The sequence below is a fragment of the Bacillus sp. FSL L8-0199 genome (assembly GCF_038005705.1).
In the GTDB taxonomy this organism is placed as follows: Bacteria; Bacillota; Bacilli; order Bacillales; family Bacillaceae_G; genus Bacillus_A; species Bacillus_A cereus.
Genome location: NZ_JBBOTS010000001.1, coordinates 490,772 through 510,000, shown reverse-complemented (window position 1 = coordinate 510,000; position 19,229 = coordinate 490,772). Strand labels below are relative to the sequence as shown.

Here is a 19,229-nt window from a genome sequence, read left to right as displayed (position 1 = left end):
TTAAAAAATCAACTTTTTAATTGTTTTATTAAATTTATTACACCTATTTTTTCGAAATAACAGTAAACATCCCTGTCATATTAGGCGAATAATCTTTAAAATCATATTTTTCGTAGAATGATGTTTTACCTTGCGACGCAAACAAACCAATGAATGCTTTATCTGGAACATTCTGATTTAAGTATTCTACTAAAGTATTCATTATTTTCTTTCCAATACCATTCTTTTGATACTCTGGATGAACCACTATATCTTGAATATAGAAATAGATAGCCCCATCACCAACAATTCTCCCCATGCCGATGATTTGATTATTATCCTTGACTGTTATACAGTAAATCGAATTTTGAAGTGATATTTCCGCCACCTCAAAGTTCATATAGTTAGTCCATCCCACAGAATCACATAAATATTTATATTCTTCCAATGTTGGAATGTTATTTTTAATCTCATATTTCTTCAAAATGTCCCCTCCCAGAATTCATTTCCACCAATACAAAGTAAATTCGACAAACTTTTATCTAACCCTTCTTACTAACTTAGCACTGTAAATCCCGATTAGCCTCACTCTAATCCTTATATAATAAAGAAAGAGGCTGACGTATAGCCGTCAGCCTCTTTCTTTATTATATATTACGCCTTATGACACTCTGGACAAACGCCATAAATTTCTAAGCGATGACTATTGATAACGAAGCCTGTCGTTTTCGCAGCTTCCTCTTCCAGCTTTTCCAAGCCTCCATAAGGAAAATCAACAATCTTACCACATTTTTCGCAAATCACATGATAATGTTGACTTGTAACATAATCAAATCTACTTGAAGCGTCTCCATAAGTTAATTCCTTTACAAGTCCAACCTCTTTAAACACACGTAAGTTATTATAGACAGTTGCAACACTCATATTTGGAAACTTACCTTCTAATGCTTTATAAATATCATCCGCTGTTGGGTGCGTCATTGATTCCACAAGGTACTCTAAAATAGCATGACGCTGTGGAGTAATGCGTACACCCGTATTTTTCAGCATTTCTAGCGCTTCTTTTAATTCTTCTTTGACCACCGTCATGCACCCCGATTCTATACGGATTATTATTTTATAATTCTTATAAAGAGTGTACTCCTTTTCTTATAAATCGTCAATATTTCTACTATAAGTATGTAGTTTATTTTTATATTCAGGACTTGTTTTTATGTATCTTTCCCTTTTTTCTTCATATATTCCATAGAAAAAAGTGCGACATAATCGCACTTGGAATACTATCATCTGAGGAGGTATGCCCTACACTTCCACTTTATGTAAGGGAGTAAAATATGTATAGACACTTGCCTTGTTTCTGCATATTTTATCTCCAATGTAGATTTATTTTATATAAGAAAGAACATCCTCAATATGTCCTTTCACTTTCACTTTACGCCACTCTTTTACAAGTTCACCGTCTTTATTAATAAGGAATGTAGAACGCTCGATTCCCATATACTCTTTCCCAAAGTTCTTTTTTAACTTCCAAACATCGTATAACTCCGCTACTTTATGATCTTCATCTACTAAAAGTGTAAATGGCAATTCATGTTTCTCAATGAATTTCAAATGTCTATTCGCTGAATCAGGACTTACTCCAAGAATAACCGTATCCTTCTCTTGAAATACTCCATACGCATCACGAAAATCACATGCTTCAGTTGTACATCCTGGCGTCATATCTTTCGGATAAAAATAGAGAACTACATTTTTACCGCGGAAATCAGCTAGGCGAACTTCTTCTCCGTTACTTCCCTCTAATGTGAATTCTGGTGCCATTTCTCCTACTGTAATCATAGTTATCACTCCTACTCTTTTCCTTTACTATAACAAATGCTTCCTTATTTTTCATTGTCTATTACAGACCTCATCACAAAAGCAAAAGGGAGTGTATATCCAATTAGCGCTTCTGCGATTGCAATCCATCGCCCAATTCCAATCGGAGATATGTCACCATATCCAACAGACAATAAAGTAACTGCGCTAAAATATAAACAAACTTCGACGAGTTGAAAAGAATGAGCGTTCAAACTTTCTCCGTCCTCTTTCAAAACTGCGAAACCCATTTCCTCTAATACAACGTAACTTAATCCAAATGCGATTAGTACTGTTGTATAGATTAAAAATAATGTGGCCAAATTATAGAGCGAAAAAAAACGCGTTGAATCCGAATAGGAACTCCATAATAATTGGACACTTTTCAAAATAGCGATTGCTGCAATTAATAGAATAAATCCCCATAACATGTCCTCCACCTCATTTTATATGTATGAGGTGGAGAACTGATTTATCCCTTAGAAACGAACAAGCTTCTATAATTAATTACCCGCGCCACGATACCTTTTTACCCCTTGGTTCCAGAGGGTGATTGCAATCGTAAAACAGATAACACCAACAATTGGCGTCGCAAATGCATAACTATTCCATTCTGTTTTTCTTAAAAAGTATGCCGCTGGATATACTCCAACAAATGCAAACGGTAAAACAAACGTTAAAATGAAACGAATTACACGATTATAAATATTAACAGGATAGCGCCCGTAATTACCTATGTTATACATAAGAGGCATAATTGAACTTTTCGCATCCGACCAAAAACCAAGGCTCGCCAACGTAACAAATATCCCTCCATATACAAGTGCTCCTCCTCCTACCATCAATATAAATAAGAAGAAATCATACCAGTAAAAAGATAATTGTAACTCCACAGCTGCATATCCCATTACAACAATCCCTGTAATAGCTCCAATTAAAGATTCAAGTTCCATTCTTTCTAATATAATTTGAAATAGGCTATGGATCGGTCGCGTTAATACACGATCCATCTCCCCTTTAATAATGTATCGATCATTAAAATCCCATATATTAAAGAAAGCTGAAAAGATGGCAAATGGCACTAAAAAGAAACCATAAATAAAGATTACCTCTTCTCGACTCCATCCCTTCAATGCTTGTGTATGCCCAAATACAACGAGAATAAATATTAAATTAACTGCTTGAAGCGATAAATCAGAAAGTAAACCAACGATAAAATCGCCTCGATACTCCAATTTCGTTTTTATATATTGACTTGCATATTGTAAAAATAAGTTTATATATAGCATCTCATCATCCCCCTTGTACAATTAGACGTTTTCTCGCCGTTCTCCACATGAGTACAATTGGAATAATAAGTACAATCGCCCAAATCACTTGAAATACTAAAGCCTCATACAACTTACTCCCCTGTATACCTTCAGAAAAAATCATACTTGGAATATAACTAATAGCCTGAAATGGTAAAAACATCATTGCTTTTTGGGCCCATAACGGATAAAAACTAATTGGTAATAATAGACCTGAAAATAAATCAATAACAACGCGTTTTGCATACATAATCCCACTATTATTAAATAGGAAAAACGTAAGCATTCCCGTCATTAAATTAATTTGTGTATTAATAATAAAGCTAAATATTAAAGATAAGAAGAAATATAACCAAGTTTGAAAATTCGTTGTAATTTGCAACGAAAATAATAACGTAACGATAACCATGCCTGGAATGGAAAAGAAGGCAAAACGGAATATTCCCTCGCCAAGACCTTGCATAACTTTCATTCCCAAATAGTTATACGGACGAATTAATTCTACAGCCACACGTCCTTCTTGAATCTCCATCGCAATTTCCCTATCTATATTATTAAAATAGAAGGCACGTGCCATCCACGCGATTGCGATATACGTGGTCATTTGCGAAATAGATAAACTTTCAATATTCTCTTTTCCGCTATAAATTGCTTGCCATAAAAAATAGTAAGCACCGATATTAATCGTATAAATTAAAATCCCGCTATAGTAATTTGTACGATACGCAAGCATCATTAAAAAGCGAATTCGAATCATTTCAATATACTTACCCATGCGTAATACCTTCTTCATAAATGTTACGAATAATTTCCTCTGTAGACACTTCGTTAATTTTTAAATCTTTAATTTGAAATGCTTGTACTACTTTAGAAATAAGCATTGAAATAATAACTTCTTCATTCGGAATTTTTGCAACCCATGCATTTTCCTCTTTCGCTTTCGACCAAACGACATGATTATCTGGCATAACCATTGATAAATCCTGATAGGAAACTGGTGCAACAAACTGAAAGTGAATTTCCTTCTCTGCTCCCCACTGCGTACGAAGATTACTTAAAGAACCGTCATACATAATATTCCCTTCATCCAGCATGATAACGCGCTCACATAAAGCTTCAATATCAGTAATATCGTGTGTTGTTAATAAAATTGTTGTTTTATAACGTTCATTCATTTCTTTTAAAAATTCACGTATTTTCAATTTCACAAGTACATCTAACCCAATTGTTGGCTCATCTAAAAATAATAACGGTGGATTATGAATTAAGGCTGCCGCTAATTCACAACGCATCCTTTGACCAAGAGATAATTTTCGAACTGGTTTATCTAATAAAGGCCCTATATCTAACGTTTCAATTACGTGCTCCATATGCTCCTTATACTGAGCGTCTGATACACCGTACACTTTCTTTAATAAACGAAACGATTCTTGTACTGCAATATCCCACCAAAGTTGCGAACGCTGTCCAAAAACAACACCAATTGTTCTTACAAATTCTTCTCTTTGTTTATGTGGGTTCATTCCATTTACTGTGATTTGCCCTGATGTCGGAGTTAAAATCCCCGTAAGCATTTTAATTGTTGTTGATTTACCAGCACCGTTCTCACCGATATAACCAACCATTTCACCTTGCTTTACAGTAAAAGATACATCATTTACTGCTGGTACTATTTTATAATTACGATTTAATAAATCGCGAAATGCACCCTTTAAGCCCGGACGACTTGAATAGGCTGTAAACTCTTTACGTAACCCTTGTACCTCAATTACCGATTTCATAATCGGACCCCCCTCCTAAATGTCACAACGAATAGTTTACCCAACTGCCTGCGCTATCACAAACAATACGTCTTTTCGAAAAACATGTTAGAATAATACATAGATTTTTGTAAGGAGATGAATTGTAGTGAAATTCACAAAGTCAGAAGCATTACATAAAGAAGCTTTAGAGCATATCGTTGGCGGTGTTAATAGTCCTTCTCGTTCTTTTAAAGCAGTTGGCGGCGGCGCTCCTGTTGCTATGGAACGTGGGAAAGGCGCTTATTTCTGGGATGTAGACGGAAATAAATATATCGATTATTTAGCAGCATACGGTCCTATTATTACTGGACATGCTCATCCGCATATAACAAAAGCAATTACAACAGCTGCTGAAAATGGGGTACTTTATGGAACACCAACAGCGCTAGAGGTAAAATTCGCAAAAATGTTAAAAGAAGCAATGCCTGCATTAGATAAAGTCCGTTTCGTAAACTCTGGTACAGAAGCAGTGATGACAACGATTCGTGTTGCTCGTGCTTATACAGGTCGCACAAAAATCATGAAATTCGCTGGTTGTTACCACGGTCATTCTGATTTAGTACTTGTGGCAGCTGGATCTGGTCCTTCTACTTTAGGAACTCCTGACTCAGCTGGCGTACCACAAAGTATTGCACAAGAAGTTATTACCGTTCCATTTAATAATGTAGAAACTTTAAAAGAGGCTTTAGATAAATGGGGTCATGAAGTAGCAGCTATCCTTGTAGAACCAATCGTTGGAAACTTCGGTATTGTAGAGCCTAAACCAGGATTCCTTGAAAAAGTGAATGAACTTGTTCACGAAGCTGGCGCACTAGTAATTTATGATGAAGTTATTACTGCTTTCCGCTTTATGTACGGTGGTGCTCAAGACTTACTTGGTGTGACACCTGACTTAACAGCGCTTGGTAAAGTTATTGGCGGCGGCTTACCAATCGGTGCTTACGGTGGTAAGAAAGAAATTATGGAACAAGTTGCTCCGCTTGGACCTGCATACCAAGCTGGTACAATGGCAGGAAACCCTGCTTCTATGGCATCAGGTATCGCTTGTCTAGAAGTACTTCAACAAGCAGGGCTTTATGAGAAATTAGATGAACTTGGTGCAATGCTTGAAAAAGGAATTTTAGAGCAAGCAGCGAAACATAATATCGACATTACATTAAACCGTCTAAAAGGGGCTTTAACTGTATACTTCACAACAAACACAATTGAAGATTACGATGCCGCACAAGATACAGACGGTGAAATGTTCGGTAAATTCTTCAAGCTTATGCTTCAAGAAGGAGTTAACTTAGCACCTTCTAAATACGAGGCATGGTTCTTAACTACAGAACATACAAAAGAAGATATTGAATATACAATCGAAGCTGTCGGCAGAGCATTTGCTGCCCTAGCAGACAATAAATAATCCCGTCATTAAAAGGAAAAAAGAAAGCTCACCTTTCTTTTTTCCTTTTTTCTATTTCATAAATTCCGTATTAATAGTATAATTATTCATAATTATCTGTTTTTATATTCTTTTACAGCATTACTATCTCTGTGTACAAGGTGATTCGCACCTTAAATAGTAAGATTATTCTAACTTTTACAAGAGGGGGGATTGACGGATGCTCAATAAAAAAAATACATGGACACCGTCTTTATTTCGAGATTATAGAAATGCAGAACATGATGCGTGTGGAATCGTTTCCGTTATGGAGAAACGAAAAATTGCTACAAAAGAAAACATTGACCTTTGCATACAATCACTCGTCAAAATGAATCATAGAGCTGGTTTCATTAATGGCGAGGGCGATGGCATCGGCATTCACATTGATGTACCAAAAACGCTTTGGAATGAAAAACTAAAAAGTAGCGGATATAATCCAACGATTGTGGATCATCCCCACTTTATCGTTGGACATTTTTTTCTAAATAAAAAAGAAGACATTACTGCCTTAAAAGATTATATTCGTACAAAGTTAAACAACAAAAACTTTACTATCATTTTCGAAAGTGATGATGTAACAAACTCAGATGCGCTCGGTCCACTTGGTAAACAAGAAGAACCTTTATTTTGGCAAGTTGCCCTTATCGCAGAAAACGAAATTACAAATATTGAGCAAACATTATTTTCTGTCACAATAAAAATAGAGGAAAACGAAGCAATTCATGTTGCTTCATTAAGTCGTGATCATGTTGTATATAAAGTTCTAGGTGCTGGTGATACGCTTGTTGCCTACTATAATGATTTACAACATCCGCTTATCGCTTCAACTATGACATTAGGACATAACCGCTACTCTACTAATACATTATCTAATTTTTTTCGTGTACAACCATTTAGCATTCTCGGACATAATGGTGAAATTAACACAATTGCGAAATTACGCGATCAAGCCGAAATGATTGATGTACCACTTACTGCAGGAGGCAGTGACTCTCAAGATTTAAACCGCACCTTAGAAACCCTACTTGTTCAATACAACTACAGCTTATTTGAAGCAATGGAAATTCTATTCCCACCAATTATTAATGAAATTAAACTTTATGAAACACCTTTACAAGATTTATATACGTATATACGTGAAGCATGGGGACATTTTGCCCAAGGACCAGCTGGCATCATTTCCCGTTTTAAAGATGAAGCTGTTTTCAGCGTTGATTCCCTTGGATTACGCCCAGTATGGAAAGTAGAGACAGAGAGCTCTTATATTTTCTCTTCTGAACCTGGAGTTGTATCACCAACTAAATATGTAGCAGAACCAAAACCACTCGCTCCTGGAGAAAAAGTCGGATTAAAATGGAATGAACAAGATGAACTTGTTCTTTATGAATATGACAAATATCAAATCCAAGTATATAACCGTTTTAAAAAGCGAATTGATACTACCAATTACCATTTAAATTTATCTATCCCTGAAACGAAAAAAATCCAAGGGCTATGTGATTCTGTTCAAGTTGAAACGAAACAATACGTCGCTTTCGGATGGGACCGAGAACATATTCAACTTCTTGAACAGATGGCAACAAAAGGCGTTGAGCCAATACGCTCACTTGGGCATGACTCACCACTTGCCGCACTTGATACTGATAGACGAAATATCGCTGACTTTATTAAAGAAAGTGTAGCTGTTGTTACAAACCCTGCAATTGACCGTGACCGTGAAATTGAACACTTCTCTACACGTACTGTACTTGGAGAGCGTCCAAGTTTATTAAGCGGCGCAAAACGGCCATTTGTAGTTGAAATGCTTTCACCAATTATTTTAGAAGGAAGCGTGGCACAACCTATTGCAGAGGAATTACACACAATTACGTACGAACAACTCATAGAGCTATTTAAAACTCATAACTCTATCGCCACAATCTCTGCTACATTCAGCTCGTCAGAAACTCTACAATGTGCATTAAGCCGCATTAGTTCTGAAGCGATAGCTGCTGTTAACAATGGTGCTTCCCTACTAGTATTAGATGACGCAAAAGCCCATCTAAATGAGCGATTGTGGATTGATCCACATTTAGTTACTGCTAAAGTACATCAAGCATTAAGTGAAAATAAATTACGCCGCAATTGTTCTCTCGTTATACGTTCTGGTGCCCTTCGCTCCTTACATGACATTGTCACGCTATATGGATTAGGAGCAGATGGTATTAATCCATATTTATTATTCGCGACTGTAAATGACGGAACAAAAACACCAATTACGAATCTGTATAATGCACTTAATAAAGGATTAGAAAAAGTCATTTCAACAATTGGAATTCATGAGTTACGTGGTTACGGACGTCTCTATTCATCTATTGGGTTACATGAAGAAATTGCAAATATATTACAGATTACAAATTTCTTCGGTTCAAATGATTTAGCTTTTTCACTTGAATCACTTACTGAAGATGCAAAAATGCGAGCGGATGATTATAACAATCCTAAAATTAGAATGCGAAAATCATTTCATATATTCCCGCGAATTTGGAAAGCAATCGGCGATGTTGCAAAAGGAAATTCTTATGATGATTACCGTGACAAGTTAAGTGAACTAGAAGAGAATAATCCCATCGCAATCAGACACCTTGTTCAAACGAAACAAACAAAACATGTCGTTCCAACTGAAGAAGTATCTATCGGCATTAAAAACCATGATTTTCCATTTATTATTAGTTCTATGTCATTTGGTTCTCAAAACGAAATTGCCTTTCGCGCATATGCAGAAGCGGCCGATCAGCTAAATATGATTAGCTTGAACGGTGAAGGCGGCGAAATTAAAGATATGATTGGAAAATATCCACATACACGTGGACAACAAGTGGCATCTGGGCGATTTGGAGTAAATGCCGAACTACTAAACTCATCGAACTTAATTGAAATCAAAATCGGTCAAGGCGCAAAGCCTGGGGAAGGTGGGCATTTACCTGGTTCAAAAGTAACAGCCAAAATCGCTGAAGCACGTAATGCGACAATTGGCTCAGATTTAATTTCACCTTCTAATAACCATGATATTTATTCAATTGAAGATTTAGCTCAAATGATTACGGAAATTAAAACAGCTAATCAACTTGCCAAAGTAGCCGTGAAAGTCCCTGTCGTTCCTAATATCGGAACAATTGCTGTCGGTATCGCCAAAGCTGGTGCTGATTTTATTAACATTAGCGGATTCGATGGCGGAACAGGTGCTGCACGTATTCACGCCTTGCAACATGTAGGTCTTCCTGTAGAAATTGGTGTTAAAGCCGCTCACAACGCTTTATTAGAAGCGAGCATGAGACATAAAGTAGAGATTTGGGCAGATGGTGGTATTCGAAGTGTAAATGATGCCTTGAAAATCATGCTTCTCGGAGCAAACCGTATTGGATTTGGCACACTATCAATGATTGCAATCGGCTGCACTACTTGCCGTGGGTGTCATCTAGATACTTGCCATGTCGGAATTGCGACACAAATCGAGTCTGAAGCTCAAGCAAAGGAACATGGGTTACGCCGCTTCGTCCCACGCGAATTAGAAAGCGCAGTTACTGGCCTGCTAAATTTATTCACCTCTTTCGGTATAGAACTAAAACGATTAACAGGACAGCTTGGGTGTACAAATTTACAAGCAATTGTTGGGCGTTCTGATTTATTAGAGCAAGTTCGAGGCGAAAATTTATTAAACTTACGTAATTTATTACAAATAATAGAACATCCATCTGTTACAACAACAGATGGTGTACCAGAAAAACAATTTAAGACAGTTCATTCCGCTGACTCAAAAGAATTAGTAGGCGTTGGTGTAGAGCAACGAGTTATGGGTGGTCTAGAATCATGTTATCGCGTTCGCAGTAAACTATATGAAGCTACTCAACTTGAACCACTTACATTAAAGTATACGAATGGTTCTATTCCCGGAAATGGGTTAGGCGCTTACAATAGTGAAAATTTATTTATACACGTAAATGGCGGCGCACAAGATGGCATTGGTAAAACTTCCTTTGGTGGTGGGATTTATATAACGAAATCAAAAGGAAAAGACGGAGTATATTATAACGGTTCTGTCGGAAAAGGATTTGGATATGGTGCACAAAAAGGGGCACTATACGTGCAAGGGAACGCTGATGCTCGCGCTGGCATTCGCCTTTCTGGGGCAGACATGATAATTGGAGGTAGAATAACAAAACCACTCCGTGAAAAAGAGCAAGGAAATATAGGGGCATACTCCAATATTAAAGGTTTTGCTTTTGAATATATGACAAATGGGCGAGCGCTTGTTTTAGGTGACCCTGGTCCATGGATTTGCGCTGGCATGACTGGCGGTGTTGTTTATTTGCGTCATGATTCAAACTTAGGCCTAACAGAACAGGCCTTAAAAAGAAGAATTGCAAAAGGGGCAAATGTTACATTACAACCAATTAGTAAAAATGGTTTGAAAGATGTAACTGAATTATTGCTAGACTATATTCGTGTACTAAACGAACATGAGCAATATGAGGAAGTTGCTTTATTAACAGCATTATTAGATGATATACAGAACCAGTTTTTTGAGATTATCCCGAAAAAAGAACAGGCAGACCCATCTATCTCAACAGAGTAAAATGAGTAATTTTCATTATTAAGAAAAAATTGACGAAGTACGCTTCTCATAGTAATCTATAATAACAATTTGAGACCTGCTGAAATTCAGCAGGTTTTTTTACTAAAAACTGATGTTTAAAAGGAATTAGGAAAAATTATAAAGTGAAACTTTAATTAGCCTACACCAATCGAGCGTTTACCGGCATCTAGCTTCTGATTTTTGAGGCAGTAATCTTACTACTCACAATTAGCGGGATAAAATGAAGACTAATTTCTTTTAACGTCACTAAAATATCACTTGCTAACATATTGTAATGAATGTATAGTATCATGTTGTACATTCATTATGACAAGAGAAAGGATCTTATTAAGGGTATGAAACTTGGTGCTCGCATTTTAAAAACGGGTATTGCCATCACGTTAGCTTTATTTGCTTGTATTTTACTTCAATTACCGAGTCCGGTATTTGCGGGAATTTCAGCTATCTTTGCTGTTCAACCGTCTGTATACCGTTCTTATTTAACAGCACTTGAACAAATTCAAGCAAATGTAATTGGTGCGATATTTGCTATCGCATTTGCTACTGCTTTTGGACATAATCCTTTTATTATTGGATTAACATGTATATTAGTAATTGCTCTTACATTACAATTACGATTAGAAAACACAATATCAATTGCTTTAGTAACAGTTATCGCCATTATGGAGTATCAAGGCGAAGATTTCTTTAGTTTTGCCTTACTTCGATTTGCGACGATTATGATTGGTATTATTGCGGCTTCACTTGTAAATTTAGTATTTATGCCGCCAAAATATGAAACAAAACTTTATCATCGTATCGTTGATAATACAGAAGAAATTGTAAAATGGATTCGAATGAATAGCAGGCAGGCTTCTGATTTTACAACGCTAAAAACTGATATTGATCGTATGAAAGAAAAAATGATCAAACTAAATCATTACTATTTGCTGTATAAAGAAGAAAGAAGCTATACGAAAAAAGTAAAGTTCGCAAAAATTCGTAAGCTCGTTTTATTCAGACAAATGTTAGCGACAACAAGCCGTGCTTTAAGTACGTTAAAATCATTACACCGTACTGAAAATGAACTGCGCTATATGCCAGAAGAATTTCAGGAATCTATCCAAAACGAACTTGACTCATTAACGCATTATCATGAACAAGTTTTATTAAAATTTATTGGTAAAGCAAAAAAACAACAATCAGTTGAAATGCTTGATGAAGTTGAAACAGGTAAACAAGAATTAATTGATATCTTTATGGAATATCAAAATAAAGACGATGAAGAAGCATATAAAACATGGTTACATCTCTTTCCTCTTATTTCTTCCATCATTAACTATAGTGAAGAAGTAGAGCATTTAGATTTGCTTGTAGATAGCTTCTACACATATCATAAACCAGAAAAAGAACTCCAAATCGATGATAAAAAAGAAGACGAATAAAAAAACAGCTCCTTTTATGCTAAAGGAGCTGTTTCTGTTATATGTTGAAGTTGATATAAATTGTAATAAAATCCTCTTTTTCGCATTAACTCTTCATGAGAACCAGTCTCTTTAATCTCACCGTCTTCAATGTAAATAATCGTATCAACATGCGTAATCGTCGCTAATCGATGTGCGATTATAATCGTTGTCCGGTCAGCAGCTAACGTCTGAAGCGCCTCTTGAATATACCTTTCATTTTCTAAATCTAATGCTGAAGTTGCTTCATCTAATATAAGTACCGACGGATTCTTTAGAAACACTCGTGCAATTGCCACGCGTTGTCTTTGCCCGCCTGATAGCTTCACACCACGTTCTCCAACGACAGTATTATAACCATCTGGTAAGTCTATAATAAAATCATGAATTTGCGCAGCTTTGGCAGCTGCAATCACTTCTTTCTCTGTAGCTTTCGGATTTCCATATAAAATATTAGCTCCAATTGTATCGCTAAACAATAAATTATCCTGCAGTACAATTCCAATATGACTACGCAAATTTCTCATATTGTACTTTCTTACATCTATGCCATCTACATAAACCGCGCCTTCAGAAACATCATAGAAACGCGGGATCAAACTAGCAAGAGATGACTTTCCTCCCCCACTCGCTCCTACAAGCGCTACTTTCTCTCCAGGCTGCATAGTTAATGACAAGTTGTGTAATATCTCTTTTTCATCTGCATTATAACGAAAAGAAACATTGTCAAATACAATTTCTCCATTTAATTTTTTCGTTTGTACCGCATTTGGTACATTAACAATATCGTATTTTTCATCTAACAGTTCAAACACACGGTCCATCGATGCAAAAGATTGTGTTAATGTTGTAGATGAATTAACAAGGCGGCGAAGCGGACTATATAAACTATCCATATATCCAACAAAAGCTACCATCGTTCCTAGCGTTAACTGCCCTTGAATTACTTCATATGCTGCAAAACCAATCACAAGTAACGGACCTAAATCGGTTAACGTATTTACTGCCGAAAATGTTCTTGCCGTCCAACTTGTATGGGTTAATGCTTTCGTTAAAAATTCATTATTTCTTTTTTCAAACTGCTTCCCCTCATACTCTTCTAACGCAAAGCTACGTGTCACTTGCATTCCTTGAATACGTTCATGCAAATACCCTTGCATCGTCGCTAATGCTTGTGAACGCTCTTTCGTCAATTTCCGAAGACGTCCGAAAAAATATTTCACTGCAATTACATAAATAGGTAAAATCAATAACGCAACAAATGTTAATTTTATATTCATAGAAAACATAACAATGATAGCAATAGCAATTGTTGCAGTATCTAACCAGACGTTCATCAAACCAGTAATTACAAAATCCTTCGTTTGTTCTACATCATGGATGACACGCGAAATAATCTCCCCTGTTTTTGTATTGGAGTAATAACGTAAACTTAACTTTTGTAAGTGACCGAAAATATGCTTCCGCAAATCATACAGTATTGTATTTGCGATACGTTGGGCGAAATATTGACGATAATATTCAATCGGTGGTCTTAATACCGCAAAAATAAAAAAAGCAATTCCAATCGCTGTTATTAATTGAGATGTTTTATCTTGAAGTGAGCCCGTGCCTTGAATTACATCATCGATAATATACTTTAATAACCACGGCATAATAAGTGGGATACCGAACTTAACTAGTCCAATAATAATTGTAATAGCAATAAGCCATCGATATGGTTTAACAAATTGTAAATATCTTTTTATGCCTTGCACATAATCCCCCCTCTAATAGGACAAACCTGCCGGGAAGCCCCCTGCAGGTTTGTTTTAATTTCTGTACATTAAATATCGTTCATACCACATATCTACGAAATCTGGTGCAAATGGACCTTTTCTTTGATGAATCCACTGTGTTAAATGTGCTACATTTCGTTTTAAAATTGTATCAATAACAGGTGGATACTGCATAATTTGACTATGTTTTTCATACTCATCTTCATCTAGAAGCGTATATGTCATATCTGGATATACTTTAATATCTAAATCATAATCAATATACTTTAATGCTTCAGGATCATACGCAAAAGGTGAGCTTAAATTACAATAATAATATACGCCATCTTCCCTAAGCATCCCAATCACATTAAACCAATAGTTGGCATGAAAATAACAAATTGCTGGTTCACGAGTAATCCATGTTCGGCCATCCGATTCTGTAACTACTGTACGATCATTCGCTCCGATTACAAGACTCTGTGTCCCTTTTAAAATTGTTGTTTCTTCCCACATTCTATGAATGGAGCCATTATGTTTATAACTATGTATTTGTACTTTTTCTCCTTCTTTGGGAAATCCCATATATGCTCCCTTCTTTCAACTGCAAATGCCCTTTGAACGGCATTCACTTTTTTTCTATTATAACTTTTTTGTCGAAATTTTAAAACTAAAGGGATAAGACTCTATTTTTCAAACTGAATATGCAGGAGGTTTATCGTTGAATACTATGCCCCAACTCTTCTTAAGAGATAGGGATTGTACTGCATTATTTATAAGCGAGGACATGTAATAGAAAAAGCCCTTCTCTATTTCCATACAAAGAAGGACTTTTCACCTGAAGATAACAATATATCTTATCCTAAATTTGAAATCATTTTTTCAGTTGTAAAAGATTGAATTACACTATTCGTTTGTTCTTCAAATTTCTCATGTAACATCTTCAAAGCTACTTCTGTTCTATATATTTCCTGGCGGATAAAATGCAGTTCTTTTTTATCGCACGTATCTTTTTCATTCATTTCGATTTGTTGATACTTCTCTAGATGTGCTTGTAACTTTAACAACTCATCCATCGTCTCTAATTGCTCCCCTACCAACTTATCAAAATCGTTCATTACTTACCCCCTTTTGGACTTATTCATCAGTTATTATTCCTAATTACATAATTCTAATTGTTAACTTCCTTCTCCTTTGACTACATTTGTTGACTTATTAGAAGTTATGTCGTTCGCTTTCTTTTCATTACAACGATCCACGCAAAAAGAAAACACTTCTCCCGAATTAGAGAAGTGTTTTTCTTTCATTACTGATTTGAGCTAGAAGATTGTGATTGTTTTGCAGCTGACTTAGCATTTTGTTTTTTCACAGCATGCACGTCTGTTTCAGTTGCAAATTCTGTACCATAACTAGCGTTTGCACTTTGTGCACCAGAAGCTTGTGCTTTCTTTGCTTCTGATTGTGCGTTTGCTTGTTTTACTGCTTGTACATTTGTTTCAGTCGCAAACTCTGTACCATAACTAGCATTTGTACTTTGAATGCTAGCACCAGAAGTTGCCTTGTTATAACCTTGTTGTTTTTTACTCATCTTTCTCACCTCCACAATCAATAATGTAACCAATTCACTTAGAAGCTATCCGTAATTTTCTTTTGAATAATTTCCGCATATATCTTTTGTTACTTATTCAAACTATAAGAAATGGAGGTGGAAATATGTATATAGGACGCGATATGACTGAACTAACGATGATTTCAAAAAATGAATGGAAAGAAGATGAATTAGCTTATTTTCATCACTCACTACAACAAGTTCTGCCTTATTTAAATGTAGAAGGGCAAAGTATTTACAAAGAAATTGTAGTAGAAATCGAATCAAGAGGCGGCTTACAAGAAGGTGAAGCTAGTTGGACTCATGGGACAAAAATTTCTTACGATTAAAAAAGTGTTCCCTAGATTGGGAACACTTTTTTATTTATTGCATTGTAATTTTCTCCACACAATTTTCATAAATAGTACGGTGTGATTTTGAGAAAGGTAATTGCTCAAATACCTCTTTTGATACAAATTTTAATGTATCTGTATCAATAATATTACCGGTTACTTTTCCGTAAAATACAAATATATCCCAAGTACGATGTGTAAACGTATGTTGTACATTCATTGCGTATTCATCAATAAAAACCTCGAGCTCAAATTTTTCTTTCATATAATCTATAAGCTGTTCCTTCTGATTTCGAATACTTTCTCCAAGTTCCACATTCGGAAACTCCCACATGTTAGCTAACAAACCTGTACTTGGACGTTTATTAATAACGTAACGACCGTCTTCAGTTTGAAGTACACCTGCAACAATAGGTACCATTTTAGGAGCTTTCGCTTTACTTTTTACTGGTAATTCTTTTTGAACACCTTCAGCATATCCTCTGCAATGTTCACGTACAGGACAAAGTAAGCATGCTGGATTTTTCGGAATACAAATTAGTGCACCTAATTCCATCAAACCTTGATTAAAATAAGATGGATTTTCAATCGAAATAATTTCACGCACAATCTCTTCAAAAACTTTTCGAGTCTTTGGTTTTGCAATATCATCCCATACTGATAAAATACGAGATAATACACGCATAACATTTCCATCAACTGCCGGCTCTGGTATACCATATGCGATACTTAAAATAGCACCTTTTGTATATGGTCCGACTCCTTTTAACTTTTCAATTTTCTTTACATCACTTGGTACAACTCCGTCGTATACTTCTTTTACCTCTTTTACTGCCGCATGTAAATTACGTGCTCTAGAATAATATCCTAAACCTTCCCATGCTTTTAATACTTCTTCATCATCTGCGTTCGCTAACGCTTCAAGTGTAGGAAACTTCCCCATAAAATTTGCGTAATATGGTTTTACAGCTTCTACTCTTGTTTGCTGTAACATAATTTCAGAAACCCAAACGCGGTATGGATCTTTATTCTTTCTCCATGGTAAGTCGCGCTGTTCTTCTTCAAACCAACCAATTAAATCATTTTGAAACTGCTCTATATTAAAATTGTTTAGTATTTCAAGTGTCAAACTTGATCCCCCTCATTTTTTTGCATATAAGTACTATTATAAAGATTTTAGGAAAAAATTTAAGTAAGATGATACAGGAAATAGAAGGCAAAGGACTTGAGGTATCGAATAAAAAGAGTTACATTAATAAAAAACGGAGGTGGATTTCTATGGACACAGCCACTCACCTTGTTATGGGTATCACTTTAGGTAGCTTAGCAACATTAGATCCAGCCATAGCACAAAGTGATATTGGCCCCCAAGCTGTTATGCTTGCTACAATTGCTGGTTCCAACATTCCTGACATTGACACAGTTTTAAAATTGCGTAATAACGCTAAATATATAAGAAATCATCGTGGGATTACTCATTCTATTCCTGCGGTAATTCTTTGGTCATTCCTTATAAGTGGCATCTCTTTCGCCTTCTTTTCAGACGCTCCATATCTTCATCTACTGCTTTGGTCATTTATTGCTGTCTTCCTTCACGTCTTTGTAGATATTTTCAATGCCTATGGTACACAAGCATTACGGCCTTTCACAAAAAAATGGGTCGCACTCGGCGTGATTAATACATTCGATACCGTAATTTTCTTTATCCATATACTTGCAATTGCTTGCATGCTCGTCGGTTCTCATAAGGGATATACAGCTTTAGCGGCATATATATTAATGATTGTTTACTATATCGGACGGATTATGATGCACAGAAATATAAGAAGCGTTGTACACAAACGTTTCAAAAATGTCGAAAAGATTATCATTTCTCCTTCTTACCGATTTTACCATTACCATTTAGCAATCGTTACGGCTGATTATTACTACGTTGCGAGATGGCACCGTGGTAACATCATGATATATGATAAGTTCGATCGGGTACCGTTCCCAGACAATAATATTATGCGAGCAGCTAAACAAGATGAAAACATCTCGGCCTTTCTATCTTTCTCTCCTGTATATCGCTGGGATATTTTTGATCATGACCATTATTATGAAGTACGATTCATTGATTTACGATATCGAAGTAAAGATTATTATCCATTTGTTGCAATCGTTCAGCTCGACCACAATTTAAATATTATTAGTTCCTATACAGGATGGATCTTTAGTGAAGAAAAGCTTCGAAAAAAACTGGAATTACTTCCACATTAAAAAAAGCGACTTAAGTCGCTTTTTTTAATGTTTCAAATGATCTTCTTGATTAATTAAATGACTATACTTCGGATTATTTGTACGCATTTCATGAAGGCGTACACCATGATTATTAATCCATGATCGTACCACTTGTTCCGTCATTTCATCGCCTTGATAACGACCTGATTTTGCATAAGTTGTTTGAAAATCTTCCCATAGTAACTCAACCCACGCACGAGCTTGTGCGTAAGAAAGCTTGTCATTCTTGTCTAATAATTCTTTCGTTAATGTTTCATAAATATCATTCATATTATAATCTCCTTTTACCTATTTATCCCTTCATTTCTAAAGGATAGTTTCTTCAATTTTGCACATTCTATAATTGATACTTCTTAAAGAGGTATCAACCGATAATGAGGAGGGCGTTCGTAATGGGTAAACAAGCCGAATTTTGGTCTGAGTCAAAAAACAACAGCAAAATCGACGGTCAACCGAAAGCGAAATCACGCTTCGCTTCGAAACGACCTAACGGCACAATTAACACGCACCCACAAGAACGTATGCGTGCTGCAAATCAGCAGGAAGAGTAGTACAAATTAAATTAACTTCCTACACGAGGTGATAAAGATGAGCTACCGTGATCGCTTAGATAGTCGTTCTGAATTATTTAACCATACGTGGACTCGTCCAAAACATGCGAAAGCGCAAGTTAACGGACAGACGCAACAAACCCAGTCTCTCATTATATTGGCAAATGAATGTAAAAAACGCCAATTTTAGAATCTCCTATCTCCTTTAACGCCTACCAAAGATGAAAACCAGAGAGATATATGCTCTC

20 protein-coding genes are annotated in these 19,229 nt (G+C 35.9%); 7 read left to right on the top strand and 13 right to left on the bottom strand.

What is annotated here, in order from left to right; translation table 11 throughout:
* Window positions 1-43: 43 nt before the first annotated feature.
* The 7 genes from NST86_RS02640 to NST86_RS02610 form a co-directional block, all read right to left on the bottom strand.
* Window positions 44-463, bottom strand: coding sequence for a GNAT family N-acetyltransferase (locus tag NST86_RS02640; RefSeq protein ID WP_227593443.1), 420 nt, complete (start codon window positions 461-463; stop codon window positions 44-46).
* Between the two features lie 170 nt (window positions 464-633).
* The gene (gene perR, locus NST86_RS02635; protein WP_000237829.1) at window positions 634-1,062 is read right to left on the bottom strand and encodes a peroxide-responsive transcriptional repressor PerR; all 429 of its coding nucleotides are present in this window, start codon (window positions 1,060-1,062) and stop codon (window positions 634-636) included.
* A 300-nt stretch (window positions 1,063-1,362) separates the two neighbouring features.
* The gene (bcp, locus tag NST86_RS02630) at window positions 1,363-1,818 is read right to left on the bottom strand and encodes a thioredoxin-dependent thiol peroxidase (protein ID WP_000633710.1); all 456 of its coding nucleotides are present in this window, start codon (window positions 1,816-1,818) and stop codon (window positions 1,363-1,365) included.
* A 44-nt stretch (window positions 1,819-1,862) separates the two neighbouring features.
* The gene (locus NST86_RS02625; protein ID WP_000964343.1) at window positions 1,863-2,267 is read right to left on the bottom strand and encodes a potassium channel family protein; all 405 of its coding nucleotides are present in this window, start codon (window positions 2,265-2,267) and stop codon (window positions 1,863-1,865) included.
* Between the two features lie 72 nt (window positions 2,268-2,339).
* Window positions 2,340-3,125, bottom strand: a complete 786-nt coding sequence (locus NST86_RS02620; RefSeq protein WP_000965773.1) for an ABC transporter permease — start codon at window positions 3,123-3,125, stop codon at window positions 2,340-2,342.
* Between the two features lie 4 nt (window positions 3,126-3,129).
* Window positions 3,130-3,921 carry an ABC transporter permease gene (locus NST86_RS02615; protein ID WP_000521519.1) on the bottom strand — a complete coding sequence of 264 codons (792 nt, stop codon included), beginning with the start codon at window positions 3,919-3,921 and terminating at the stop codon, window positions 3,130-3,132.
* Window positions 3,914-4,927, bottom strand: a complete 1,014-nt coding sequence (locus NST86_RS02610; protein WP_000843659.1) for an ABC transporter ATP-binding protein — start codon at window positions 4,925-4,927, stop codon at window positions 3,914-3,916. Before NST86_RS02610 ends, NST86_RS02615 begins: the two co-directional genes overlap by 8 nt.
* Before the next feature lie 127 nt (window positions 4,928-5,054).
* Here NST86_RS02610 and hemL point away from each other — a divergent pair, with 127 nt between their 5' ends.
* The 3 genes from hemL (at window position 5,055) to NST86_RS02595 (ending at window position 12,434) form a co-directional block, all read left to right on the top strand.
* A complete protein-coding gene (gene hemL / locus NST86_RS02605) occupies window positions 5,055-6,353 on the top strand; it encodes a glutamate-1-semialdehyde-2,1-aminomutase (protein ID WP_000673236.1) in 1,299 nt (432 codons plus the stop codon).
* A 199-nt stretch (window positions 6,354-6,552) separates the two neighbouring features.
* The gene (locus NST86_RS02600; protein ID WP_201144917.1) at window positions 6,553-10,989 is read left to right on the top strand and encodes a glutamate synthase-related protein; all 4,437 of its coding nucleotides are present in this window, start codon (window positions 6,553-6,555) and stop codon (window positions 10,987-10,989) included.
* Window positions 10,990-11,345: 356 nt separating this feature from the next.
* Window positions 11,346-12,434 (top strand): aromatic acid exporter family protein, encoded by a 1,089-nt coding sequence (locus NST86_RS02595; RefSeq protein WP_000765787.1) that lies wholly within the window; start codon window positions 11,346-11,348, stop codon window positions 12,432-12,434.
* Between the two features lie 14 nt (window positions 12,435-12,448).
* Here the strand turns inward: NST86_RS02595 and NST86_RS02590 are convergent, their stop codons facing one another.
* The 4 genes from NST86_RS02590 to NST86_RS02575 form a co-directional block, all read right to left on the bottom strand.
* On the bottom strand, window positions 12,449-14,209 hold the full coding sequence (locus tag NST86_RS02590) for an ABC transporter ATP-binding protein (RefSeq protein WP_086423804.1): 1,761 nt from the start codon (window positions 14,207-14,209) through the stop codon (window positions 12,449-12,451).
* Between the two features lie 54 nt (window positions 14,210-14,263).
* A complete protein-coding gene (gene ntdP, locus NST86_RS02585) occupies window positions 14,264-14,794 on the bottom strand; it encodes a nucleoside tri-diphosphate phosphatase (RefSeq protein ID WP_000506624.1) in 531 nt (176 codons plus the stop codon).
* 272 nt (window positions 14,795-15,066) lie between these two features.
* Window positions 15,067-15,327, bottom strand: a complete 261-nt coding sequence (locus NST86_RS02580) for a YgaB family protein (RefSeq protein WP_000997577.1) — start codon at window positions 15,325-15,327, stop codon at window positions 15,067-15,069.
* A 188-nt stretch (window positions 15,328-15,515) separates the two neighbouring features.
* Window positions 15,516-15,797: a gamma-type small acid-soluble spore protein gene (locus NST86_RS02575; RefSeq protein ID WP_000039035.1), complete on the bottom strand. Its 282-nt coding sequence runs from the start codon at window positions 15,795-15,797 to the stop codon at window positions 15,516-15,518.
* 125 nt (window positions 15,798-15,922) lie between these two features.
* Between NST86_RS02575 and NST86_RS02570 the strand changes: the two genes are divergently transcribed.
* Window positions 15,923-16,147 carry a hypothetical protein gene (locus NST86_RS02570; RefSeq protein ID WP_000275436.1) on the top strand — a complete coding sequence of 75 codons (225 nt, stop codon included), beginning with the start codon at window positions 15,923-15,925 and terminating at the stop codon, window positions 16,145-16,147.
* Window positions 16,148-16,181: 34 nt separating this feature from the next.
* Here the strand turns inward: NST86_RS02570 and mutY are convergent, their stop codons facing one another.
* Window positions 16,182-17,279, bottom strand: coding sequence for an A/G-specific adenine glycosylase (gene mutY, locus NST86_RS02565; RefSeq protein WP_086423805.1), 1,098 nt, complete (start codon window positions 17,277-17,279; stop codon window positions 16,182-16,184).
* Between the two features lie 149 nt (window positions 17,280-17,428).
* On the opposite strand from mutY, the gene NST86_RS02560 reads away from it, so the two are divergent.
* Window positions 17,429-18,409, top strand: coding sequence for a metal-dependent hydrolase (locus tag NST86_RS02560; protein WP_000379106.1), 981 nt, complete (start codon window positions 17,429-17,431; stop codon window positions 18,407-18,409).
* Window positions 18,410-18,433: 24 nt separating this feature from the next.
* Here NST86_RS02560 and NST86_RS02555 read toward each other — a convergent pair whose 3' ends face one another.
* Complete coding sequence (locus NST86_RS02555) at window positions 18,434-18,700, bottom strand: YfhJ family protein (protein ID WP_000998166.1); 267 nt, start codon at window positions 18,698-18,700, stop codon at window positions 18,434-18,436.
* A 122-nt stretch (window positions 18,701-18,822) separates the two neighbouring features.
* Between NST86_RS02555 and NST86_RS02550 the strand changes: the two genes are divergently transcribed.
* Both NST86_RS02550 and NST86_RS02545 read left to right on the top strand, forming a co-directional pair.
* Entirely contained in the window at window positions 18,823-18,981 is a 159-nt protein-coding gene (locus tag NST86_RS02550; RefSeq protein ID WP_000517891.1) for a small, acid-soluble spore protein K, read from the top strand.
* A 37-nt stretch (window positions 18,982-19,018) separates the two neighbouring features.
* On the top strand, window positions 19,019-19,171 hold the full coding sequence (locus NST86_RS02545; protein WP_000122093.1) for a YpzG family protein: 153 nt from the start codon (window positions 19,019-19,021) through the stop codon (window positions 19,169-19,171).
* The last annotated feature ends 58 nt before the right edge of the window (window positions 19,172-19,229 follow it).